This is a genomic window from Reticulibacter mediterranei (assembly GCF_016587455.1).
In genome coordinates, this window is the sequence record NZ_BNJK01000001.1 from 6,387,428 (window position 1) to 6,398,600 (window position 11,173).

7 protein-coding genes are annotated in these 11,173 nt (G+C 51.0%); 4 read left to right on the forward strand and 3 right to left on the reverse strand.

Translation table 11 applies throughout. The annotated features are described in order from the left end of the window. Positions 1-417 precede the first annotated feature (417 nt). A complete protein-coding gene (locus tag K3T83_RS27725; RefSeq protein ID WP_220206158.1) occupies positions 418-3,075 on the forward strand; it encodes an ABC transporter substrate-binding protein in 2,658 nt (885 codons plus the stop codon). A 178-nt stretch (positions 3,076-3,253) separates the two neighbouring features. Here K3T83_RS27725 and K3T83_RS27730 read toward each other — a convergent pair whose 3' ends face one another. Next, positions 3,254-3,820: a glycerol-3-phosphate responsive antiterminator gene (locus tag K3T83_RS27730; RefSeq protein WP_220206159.1), complete on the reverse strand. Its 567-nt coding sequence runs from the start codon at positions 3,818-3,820 to the stop codon at positions 3,254-3,256. A 565-nt stretch (positions 3,821-4,385) separates the two neighbouring features. Between K3T83_RS27730 and K3T83_RS27735 the strand changes: the two genes are divergently transcribed. The 3 genes from K3T83_RS27735 to K3T83_RS27745 all read left to right on the forward strand — a co-directional run bounded on the left by K3T83_RS27735 (position 4,386) and on the right by K3T83_RS27745 (position 8,497). Next, positions 4,386-4,964 carry a glycerol-3-phosphate responsive antiterminator gene (locus K3T83_RS27735; RefSeq protein WP_220206160.1) on the forward strand — a complete coding sequence of 193 codons (579 nt, stop codon included), beginning with the start codon at positions 4,386-4,388 and terminating at the stop codon, positions 4,962-4,964. 178 nt (positions 4,965-5,142) lie between these two features. Beyond that, positions 5,143-6,648 (forward strand): glycerol kinase GlpK, encoded by a 1,506-nt coding sequence (gene glpK / locus K3T83_RS27740; RefSeq protein ID WP_220206161.1) that lies wholly within the window; start codon positions 5,143-5,145, stop codon positions 6,646-6,648. A gap of 157 nt (positions 6,649-6,805) precedes the next feature. Then, entirely contained in the window at positions 6,806-8,497 is a 1,692-nt protein-coding gene (locus K3T83_RS27745; RefSeq protein WP_220206162.1) for a glycerol-3-phosphate dehydrogenase/oxidase, read from the forward strand. Between the two features lie 111 nt (positions 8,498-8,608). Here K3T83_RS27745 and K3T83_RS27750 read toward each other — a convergent pair whose 3' ends face one another. Both K3T83_RS27750 and K3T83_RS27755 read right to left on the reverse strand, forming a co-directional pair. Continuing rightward, positions 8,609-10,246, reverse strand: a complete 1,638-nt coding sequence (locus tag K3T83_RS27750) for a serine/threonine protein kinase (protein WP_220206163.1) — start codon at positions 10,244-10,246, stop codon at positions 8,609-8,611. Between the two features lie 117 nt (positions 10,247-10,363). Continuing rightward, the gene (locus K3T83_RS27755) at positions 10,364-11,008 is read right to left on the reverse strand and encodes a DUF1684 domain-containing protein (RefSeq protein WP_220206164.1); all 645 of its coding nucleotides are present in this window, start codon (positions 11,006-11,008) and stop codon (positions 10,364-10,366) included. Positions 11,009-11,173: the final 165 nt, after the last annotated feature.

Here is an 11,173-nt window from a genome sequence, read left to right on the forward strand (position 1 = left end):
TATAATATATTTTAGGATTAATAGGTGATACGGTCAAGATAATAGTACTTCTTCGTATGCAGGGTAGAACTTAGATACTCTCTTAACCGGCCTCTTTGCCTACAAGAGGCCTAAATGAAAGCAAACGTGCAGGGGAAAATTCTTGCTTTTGTTTTACTCTTCCTGCTATACTTCATAATTGGGGACTAACCAGGCAACATCTCAACTTTTTCTTCCAGAGGGTTTCATAGAAGCAGCACTGCTCTATCCTATTTGTGTAGCAAAGACAGTAGCTATTTCTTCTAAAAGATCGACATTTTTGTCTCCTTTTCGCATACTTTTATCAATGAAACAAATTTCACTTCTAGCAAGCGAGTAGTATACCCCGGGAATCTACCACTCTCTACTACAAAAAGAGAGTAGAATTGGGAGAATGCTATGCAATGTCAACGCTGCGGTTTTGTTGGTACCGGGCTGAATGGCCGATGTTCGCGTTGTGGATACCAGCAGGAAACAATCTCTGCTGTAGGGAATCGATTGCCACGAGCCATTCAGATCAGACCAATCAGCACTGCCCCGGCAAGCGAGATCGCTTTAATGCGTGGGGATGTCCTGCGCAAAGGGCGCTATCGTTTGTTGGAGGAGGTAAAACTTCCCAAGAATCAACAGGGCCAGGGAACGGCCTGGCTCGCAGTTGATACACAGTCTACACGCAGTCGTGTTTTGATACGTCGTTGTACATTTCCCAATCATACTGAAGAGCAGGCGGCGCGTATTATCGAGAGCATCGTCACTCGCCTGACACAGTTATCTCAACATCAAGGTTTTCCCCCCGTTGTGGATGTATTTAGCGAATACAGGGCGTACTATATTGTTCAGCAATATCCGGCCGGAGAAAGCCTGGCTTTCTTGATGCAGCAACAGGGGGGAGCATTACATGAGCGCGAGATCGCGGAATATGGGCGGCAGTTGTGTGCTATTCTGACCGTCCTTGCCAGCCAGCAGCCACCTCTGGTGCATGGAGCCATTAGCCCCGAAACGATTATTGTTAACCTCCAGGCTCGACAGGTATCTCTTATTTTCCTACCTTTGTTTTCACCTGATGCATTATCTAAAGACACGTCATCAGGTTATATGGCACCAGAACAGGTACGAGGTGATATCAGACCCTCATCTGATCTTTACTCGCTGGCCGCCTCGATGCATCATGCTGTGACTGGATTTGATCCGCGAGAGCGTTTGATCCACTTCTATCCTCCCGCCCGGCGTCTCAATCCTGTGGTCACTTCGGGTATGGAGGCCATTCTTAGTAAAGAACTGCGCCTCTCAGTCAATCAGCGGTATGCCAGTCCTGTAGAGATGCAGCGAGATCTTCAGACTCTCCTGTCATCCTATCCCTCAGTTTCAGAAACTCCCCCTCCTCCAGGTCAAATGTACTCCCCTGCCTCACAACCGTCACGAAAGCCACGACAGCAAAGAACGATTTTTGTGCTGGTGGGAGCATGTATTGCTCTTGTGCTGATTCTGGTGGCTGCGCTGCCATTTATTAATAATGCGAATCAAGCGGCGCAGAGAAATGCGCAAAAAAATGCTCAAGAGGCAGCCTGGCGCGCTGAGTTGGCTCAAGAACAGCAGTTGCTTGACAAAAAAGGGATCGGCCTCAGCGATGGGAGCTTTATCTTTGATACGTATCCGGGACGGAGCGATGTTGCTTTAAAAAAGCAGGCAGCTCAGGCGCTTCAGAAGGGCGACATGGCGAATGCCGTTAATTTCTTTTCGCAGGCCGTTTCATCCGATCCAACTGATGGTGAGGCGCAAATCTATAATGAAAACCTCCACGTGCTGCAAAGCGGTTCTTCCTATATTACAATTGTGCTTGGCATCGCCTTTGATTCAGGGGCAGATGACCTGCTACGGGCAAGACCTGATACGCAGGGAGCCTTTATTGCGCAATATGAGATCAACAAACAGGGGCTGCTTCCTCATGGGCTAAAATTACGCATTCTGATCGATAGTTGTGGACCCCAGCGAGCCGACGTTTCGACTGTAGCCCAACTCGTTGCGAATCGAGTGAAAAAAGCAGGCAATCCCGATCATATCGTGGGCGTTGTTGGCTGGCCCTTTAGCTCGCAAACCATCAACGCGCTTGATATTATTGCCTCCGTTCATTTACCGTTGGTCTCGCCAGCTTCCAGTGTGAAGCTCACCGGCAGCAGCCCCTATTTCTTCCGTATAGATCCACCCGATGATGTGGAGGGAAAGCTGCTGGCGAATGCCTCGCAACAAATGCATGTGAAGACCGTTTTTGTTTTGCGAGATCCAACCGATCCCTACAGCGTCTCCCTGGCCGATGCCTTCAGTGCCAGCGCCTCAAAGCTTGGCATCCAGGTGATCAATAATCAGGCTGGCCATTTTACTGAATCGAAGACGACGGTGGCAGATTATCAAAAGATCGTGGCCGATGCGGAAAGTCATGGCGTCAATCAGATCTTTATTGCTGGCTATAGTATCGATGGAATTCGATTGGCACATGCTCTGGGCAATGCGATCAGAAATGCTCCCTACAACACCACCTTGAGCAATCTCTCCGTCCTGGGTGGCGATGGTGTCGATACAACCCTGGTGATTGGCCAGGGCAACGGCCCGGATGCTCAGATAGCTGCTACCTTCCCCCAGGATATGCGCCATTTAAGCTTTACAGCCTATTGTGCGCCTAACGAATGGGATTTTCTCCATATTGCTAAAAATCAGCAACCCCCATTCTTCACTGATTGGGTAAGCTTTTATCAAGGGGCTGGCGTTGCTACCACCAATATTCAGCCTCCGGGCAATGATTCGATGATGGCAACCGATGGCGTTCAACTTATCGCGAAGGCTACTACATATGTTCAGGGAGACCTCATAGGTCAGTCTACACGGGATGCGTTAGCCTCATTGGGACACGGTAACGTTCTCGCTTTTCAGGGAGTGACGGGGCGCTTTACGTATGATAAGCAGGGTAATCCTATCGACAAGGCAATGGTCGTTTTATCTGTTGTGCAGAAGGGCAACGAGAATGTGATCGACCTTCAGAATGTGGTTGGCACATTCCGTTAAACATAATCTCGTCGAGGATATTGTCTGTCATGGTCAATATCCTCAGAGATCCTCTCCGCAAAAGTTTCCTCTTGCCAGGCCAATGATATGACAATTATTTCCCTTAGAGGGAGCCATGATCATATCCGTCATGTCTATACTCAATACAAGGCTTCTTGGCAGGAAGAGGAAAGGCACCTCACCCCCAGAGTTTCTGCGTGCTGCTGCTGCACAGTAACGCTCCGGCGGCATTGATATGCTCTACCTCGGCGTGTGTGCGGATAAATCCTCCGGCGATGAAAGGTCCCTGGAGCTGGGCGAGGAGTCTTGGAGCCACTTCAGGGAAGATTATGCCAGGCAACACCTCGATGATATCAGGTTGAGAACGAGCAACCGTGCGTACACCTGTTTCAAAGGCCAGATCATCGAGCAGCAGGAGGCGCTGGATCGTTACCAGCTTTTCCGCTCGTCCAGCGGCGATCAGTTGCGAGCGACTGGTAATGATGGCATCGACTCCCAGATCCCGTAAATAATGGATACCTGTGCGATCCTTTCCGATACCACTGATGAGGTCGATGTGAACGACAACCCCTTTGTTTCGCTCATGAGCTTGCAGTATAAATGAAGAGAGATGAAACGCATTACCTTTGAGGATGAAGACGAGGGCAGCCTTTGACGATAATGCAGCGACAAATTCCTCCTCGGATTTGATGGCCGCCGCAACAGGATATTGCTGAGCTAAGCGCAAAAAATCTCTTACCTGCATTTTACCCTACCTTTCTTTATTATTCAACTATTAGTAAATAGCTGGTAGAAATGGGCATATGAATGGAGATGGAACAATGGCGATTTTTGTGTCATCTTGTCTTGCTCAGCTAATACAAAGGGTGAGGCTTTCTATAGATCATCAATTATATACTTTTAAGCAGCAATTTTAAATAGCGCTGGTAAGCGGAACCAGGGCTTTCCAGTTCTCCGCTCAAAGGGGTGCAGGGGTCTCCCTGCCGGGGCCTGGGGCGTCCCCAGTTTCCTTCCCTCCTTCGCGCGCCGCCGCAGGCGGCGCGCAAAAGAGAAGAAAAAAGGTTTTTGCGGGGACACCCCGCACCCCGGCAAAGGGCTGCCGCCCTCTGCACTCCCGCTAGATGGGAGAATTGGAAAGCCCTGTAAGCGGAACTACTTGACAATGGTACATTCTCTGATTAATATATAAACAGAATAGAACCAACAAATGAGACATAGGTATATTTGTTGTCGCATAAGGACATTGTTATGAAAAGTCCTGAGCACCCCAGGGATGCTCAGGACTTTTTTTGCAGGAAAGGGAGGACGGCATGCTTGCTCAGACAAAACGTTCGCTTATAGAAGTGTTGTCGCGCAACAAAGTTATCCCTGTCGTTGAGAACCGAACACAATTCCTCACTGCCCTGACAATGTTAACGCCTTACGTTCTTTTTCTCAGAAATTGCGACCTCTTTGATCTCAAAGCGTTGTGTCAGCAGGCAGCACAACAGGGCTACTTGCTGTATGTCAATGCCGATCGTATGAATGGCATCCATCCTGACGCAGCTGGCCTTCACTATCTCGCTGAGCAATTGCACGTTGCTGGTGTTGCATCGACAAACTTAAAAACACTAACGTTGGCTTCGACGTTGGGACTGAGCACGATGCTCCATATCTTTGCCGCCGATTCGACCGGGTTAGAGAGCGCAATCGAAATGGGGAATGTAACAGCGGTCGATCTTTTCAATGTGTCACCAGCTTTAGTTGTTCCATTTATTGCTGAAACGCTGACAACACTATTGACACGTCCTTTTATCGCCTCTGGATTGATCTCGACGCGCAGGCAGATCCAGGCAGTTGTGCAGACTGGCGCTCTTGGGGTTGTTGTGCCGCAACCGGAACTCTGGTAAGAGAGCTGCCAGGAAAACGCTATAGTGTCAATTCTAGCCGATGATTGCTAGCCGTGTTTCTTGCAGAGGTATGTATTAATCACTCTGCTATAGAGAATTTGGGCATTGTCGCTTGAGTCCAATCATTACGTTGGTGTTTTAGGAGGACGCGGGCGCGTCCAGAGAAAGGGTGTGAGCTATGGCTAAGTATGTCCTCGCTTTGGATCAAGGCACAACCAGTTCAAGAGCAATTCTCTTTGGTCGCAATGGATCAATTGTGAGAGTCACTCAGCAGGAGTTTCCCCAGATTTATCCCGCGCCAGGGCTGGTTGAGCATGATCCAGAAGCCATCTGGTCCAGTCAGCTTGCAGTGGCGCAACAGGTGATCAAACAGGCAGGCGCTACCGCCGCCGATATCGCCGCGATCGGCATTACCAATCAGCGCGAAACGGCGCTTGTCTGGGAGAAGGCAACCGGGAAGCCGGTCTTCAACGCCATCGTCTGGCAGAGCCGCTTAACCGCGCCTATTTGTGAGGAGCTGATCGTCAAAGGCTTTGACAAAGACATCCGCGAGCGGACAGGACTGGTGACGGACGCCTATTTTTCGGGAACAAAGGTCAAGTGGATTCTTGACAACGTTCCGGGGGCGCGCGAGAAGGCGGAGCGTGGCGAATTATTATTTGGTACCGTCGATACCTTCTTGTTGTGGCGACTTTCTAATGGCCGTATCCATGTTACGGATTACACCAATGCATCTCGTACACTACTCTTTAACATCTACACGCGCGAATGGGATGATGTGCTCCTCAAGGAGCTTGGCGTGCCTCGTTCTATGCTGCCAACAGTGATGCCATCGAGCACAGTTTACGGAGAAGCGGACGCCGAGTTCTTTGGTGGACCAATCAAACTGGCTGGTATTGCGGGCGATCAGCAAGCAGCGACGTTTGGACAGGCCTGCTATGAAGTTGGCATGGCAAAAAACACGTATGGGACCGGCAGCTTCATGCTGATGAACACAGGTGCGCAGAGCGTGCCATCGCAAAATGGCTTGTTGACTACTATTGCCTGGGGGTTGGGAGATCCGGCTCACCCACAGATAACTTATGCACTGGAGGGCAGCATTTTTGTAACCGGAGCCGCTGTGCAATGGTTGCGCGATGGCCTCAAGGCGATTCAGACGAGCGTTGATGTCGAAGCGGTGGCGGCGACGGAGAAAGACAACGGCGGCGTCTACTTCGTGCCCGCCTTTGTAGGATTGGGCGCTCCCTATTGGGACCCTTACGCGCGTGGCGCGATTGTCGGACTGACGCGCGGCTCAACAGTTGGGCATGTGGCACGCGCAACATTGGAGTCGATGTGTTATCAAACGCGCGATGTACTGGAAGCCATGATTGCAGATAGCAAGGTTGACCTCAAAGCGCTGCGTGTTGATGGAGGGGCATCGGTCAATAACCTGCTGATGCAATTCCAGGCCGACATTCTCGGTGTGCCAGTCCAGAGGCCGAAAGTGGCGGAGACGACCGCGCTTGGTGCCGCCTATCTTGCTGGATTAGCTACAGGTTTCTGGAGCAGCCAACAAGAGGTCGCGGAACAGTGGGCGATTGATCGCACATTTGAGCCGCAGATGGGAGAAGATCAGCGCAACAAGTTGTACGCGAATTGGAAGCGTGCCGTCGAGCGTTCACTGCGCTGGGAACAAGCATAGACGACGGTACGAGAGCCTGTAGGCAGCTAGTAGCACGGTTTTCTTTTAGCTTAGAAAGGACGAACATGTGGTGGGGGCGATGAGACCTCCTACCGCATGGTTTGTAAAGACGATGCGATCTTTATCATCAACTGTTCGGACAAGCAATTTCTCCGATTTGCAGAACAACCATTTTGACGTGCTTGTGATTGGTGGGGGCGTGACGGGAGCCGGTGTCGCACTGGATGCAGTGGCGCGAGGATATAAAGTGGCGCTCATCGAGAAAAAGGATTTCGCCAGCGGCACCAGCAGCAAATCAACCAAACTGGTGCATGGCGGCATTCGCTACCTCCCCGAGTTTGATTTTGCCCTGGTGCATGAAGCGCTGGTAGAGCGTGGACTGCTGCTCCAGAACGCTCCCTATCTGGTGCGACCTGTGGAGTTTGTGCTGCCTATCTATAAAGGAGACCGACATCCAGTTGGCATGCCGTTTACAACGCCGGGTGGGGTCGGTCTCAGTCAACTTCTCAATATTGGTCTGTCTCTCTACGATATGTTGGCCGGGCGACGCAATATTCGCTGGCATCGCCATATCAGCCGCGATAAGGTGATGAAGCTTGCACCCGCGCTGGTAACGGACGGCTTGAAAGAGGGCTTTACCTATTACGATGCTCAGACGAACGATGCTCGTCTGACGCTTGCCCTGATCCGCACCGCAGCCCAATACGGAGCAACCATTACAAACTATACCGAAGCTGTTTCTTTTCTTGAGGAAAAGGGCAAGGTGATTGGCGTTACTGTGCGCGACAAGTTCAGCAGTCAGGAAGCGGTGGTTCGTGCGCGTCACGTGGTCAACGCGACGGGTATCTATGCCGAGCAGGTCGAGGAACTGACCGGGACCGAGCCGCAGATTCAGATCGAGCCAAGCAAAGGCGTCCATCTGGTATTATCGCGCGAAGATCTGAAATTGGGCGATGCTGCGATTGTGTTACCAGAAACGGAAGATAAGCGTATTCTGTTTATTGTTCCCTGGGGATCGCGGGCAATCTATGGCACGACCGATACTGGTTCCGGCGATCTGGAGCATCCAGCCGTGACTCATGAAGAGATTGCCTATCTGTTGAAATACTTGAATCGCTATCTGAACCTGCATCTAACGGAGCGAGATATCGTTAGCGCTTATGCTGGCTATCGTCCGCTGGTGAAGCCGCGCAATACGAATGCATCCACTGCGAAATTATCGCGTACTCATGCAGTTTTGCAGAGTTCGTCGGGGATTGTTTCGATTGTTGGCGGCAAACTGACCACCTATCGGCGCATGGCGCAGGATACGGTAGATGTGCTGAGCCGTCGAGATAACACAAAACCCGTTCATCCGACGCAGTCGCTCCCGTTACAAGGAAGTGCAGACTGGGGAAAAGCGCAGGAGGAGGTTGCGCGACGCGGTATCGCGCTGGGACTAACGCCAGAGATGATACAACATATGAGCCGTAGCTATGGCTCGGTGGCCCATACCGTGTTTGATTTGATCGAGCAGGACGCCGCGCTTGCAGATCCGCTGATCGCTGATTTGCCCTATGTGAAGGCTGAGGTTGTGTATGCCTGTCGCCACGAGATGGCGATGACGCCAGAAGATGTCCTGTCGAGACGTACATCAATTATACTGGAGGATCGGCAGCGCGGGTGTGGTGTGGTCAGTGAGGTGGCGGCAGTGATGGCGCAGGAACTTGGCTGGTCATTAACTCAGCAGGAAGCATTGACGAATGACTATCTCTATGAAGTGCAGCGACAGATGGCGGCAGAGAAGAGGCCGGAGCAGCCGGGCGTTCTTGAAGAAGGGATGGTGAGTCCCTCTCCTCAACAGATGTGAGCGTGCAGGGCGAACAGGCAGATAGAGGGAAGCATTTCTCCGTCTGCCTGTTTTGAGCACCTTGAAGTGAATAGATTTGTTGAGGGGAACGAGGTTTCCCGCCAGGTGCCATCAGCCTGCGAGGGTGAATTGTATGGTGGCCTGTTGCGCGTTTTTGATGCCAAAGCGATAAGACATCTTCGCAGGAACATTTGCAGTCAGTTGATACCACTGATTTGTCGTTGTGATATCTGTCCAGGTATTGCAATTCTGTGTATTGATAAAACAGATCTGCATCTGGATAGGAGCGGTGAGCTGGCTGAATTTGACATTGACGCCGTGGCAGATGGAGGATGTGGAGAGCCAGGGAGCGTGCGAGGGCAAGAGATAGATATTAGGAGAAAGTGCATACGGTCCTAAAGACACACTTTGATTGTAACAGGCCGCATTTGCCTGGGCAGTTGCCGTTGCAGCGGCATAAGCAACCTGGGCAGTTGCTGCTGAACGGGTTGCTTGCTGGTGGACCAGTGTTGTTTGTCGCACAGCTTCAGCAGTTGCTTGCTCCGATCTTACCTGTGCCTGGTGTACCTGTGTGGTTGTGATGATCCCGGCAGGGACGATCAGGAGTAGCGCAAGCAAGGCGAGTACAGGTGTACTGATGCGGAGCTTTGAGATTGGTTGGCTACGATTTGACGGCAGCGGAACGCCAGTGGAGGGGCCGATCGTCGTCTGTTGAGGCGACACGAGTTCGGGGAGAGACGAAACCATCTGCGGGGTCATCGCTGGTTGCGAGTAAGAGATTACTGGTGGTGGCAGCACCGGCGTCGGTACGGATTTTTGTGTTGGCAGAGACCCCTCCGTTGAGAAGGTTGGTGTGGTCTGAAAACTGAGTGGACCATAGGGAGAAGAGGAGAACTGTTGCAACGCCCCTACAAACTCCATGATGGAGGGATACCGTTGTTCTGGCGATTTGGCAAGTGCTTGCAGAATAACGTCATCGACGCCCGCAGGAAGCTGAGGATTGATGTGGCTGGGTGGATCGGGTTGTTTTGTGAAATGCTGACGCATCACCTGTTCCAGGCTGCCAACAAACGGGAGGCGACCGGTCAGTAATTGATAGGCCATCACCGCCAGAGCGTACTGATCGCTTGCAGGCACAGGTTCGCCTTCCCACTGTTCAGGGGGCATCGCGTTTGGCGTGCCACGAAACTGGTGACTGTGTGTTGAGTTTGAGGAGATGACGCGAGCAATACCAAAATCCGTGAGTAAAAGGTCGGGGCGGCGATTGTGATGCTCGCGCACAAGAAAATTGGCAAGCTTGACATCCTGATGCACGATGTGATGGTCGTGGGCGTGTTGCAGCGCATCGGCGGCTTGTAGCAGAAAGCCTGTTGCATCGTTGAGTGTCAATGGAGTGGTCAGTTGCTGGCGCACCAGCCAGTTGGCAAAAGAACCTTCGGGGCGATAGGGCATAACGATATATAAGAGTGCGCTGTGTTGTTCATAGACTGTTTCGCCAAAATCGATCAGTGGCAAAATATTTGGATGGTCCAGAGAGATAATGACTTGCATTTCGCGGTGAAAGAGGCGCGACACCTCACCCACCGTTGCCGCATGGCTAAGAAATGGTTGAGGATCAATCTGCGCTATTTTGACTGCAAGTTGACGCGGAGTTCTGATATCCTCTGCGACATAGACTTCCCCCATTCCACCTCGACCTATCAAGCGAAGTAAGCGATAATTGCCGAGTTGCATTCCATCAAATGGCATAAAATAATCCCTCAAATAGAAATATGGTTTTAACTATACCATACGAAGGCCGTTGAGCCTATTTTTGAAGCTCCAGGTGCGACAAATGGTAATGTGCTGCTGTGAAAACGCACGCCGTCAAACGTTAAAGAACTTCATTTCTCCAGCAGCAATAGCGACGGTGAGCGTATTTTCAGCAGGTGCTAGAGGGCAGATCCAGCGTGGATTATAGGCGCAGGAGGGATTGTAGGCGTAGTTAAAATCAAGTATCATGCGTTTCCATCCAGTTTCGTTCGGGATAGGTACGGGTGTGCTGCCTTTGATAGTATCAAAAAGGTAACGCCCACCGCCATAGCTTTCTTGTGGGCATGTGGCGTCACGAAACGGGAGGAACAATCCACCGCCGTAGATATCAAGCCAGTAAAGAGAAAGAGTGACGGGTTGCCCATCAACAATCAAGGAGACCTGTCCAACAGTCGTCATGTTCAGAGATTCCTGCTCACTTAAAGTCATATGCTGGCTCTCAGATGCCACATTTGTATTCACTGTGACAGTAAAGCGCAGCGCTGGATTATAGGGAAAATAGCGCAACCCTTGAAATTCGCGCTTCTGCTCTTCGTCGAGGGCGGATTGGGGATGAGATGCAAAGAGGTTGTCGCGCTCTTTACGGAAGCGTTGGAGGGTGAGGGCAGGATCTTCACTGGCCAGCAAAGCCTGATTGCGCTTATGATACGAGGTTGCTACACGACACCGATAGTCATATAAGTCTAAATAATGAGACATTGCTCTTTTAATTCCCTTCTTTATAAAGGTGCATCTCTACATATGCCTTATCCATGAGCTAATATAAAGATGTTTCTATCAAGAAAATCGCTAGTATTGTACAACAATTCCTATGGGCGATTGAACAACCCCGGCTAATCTGCTACTATCTGCATAGTATGTCGT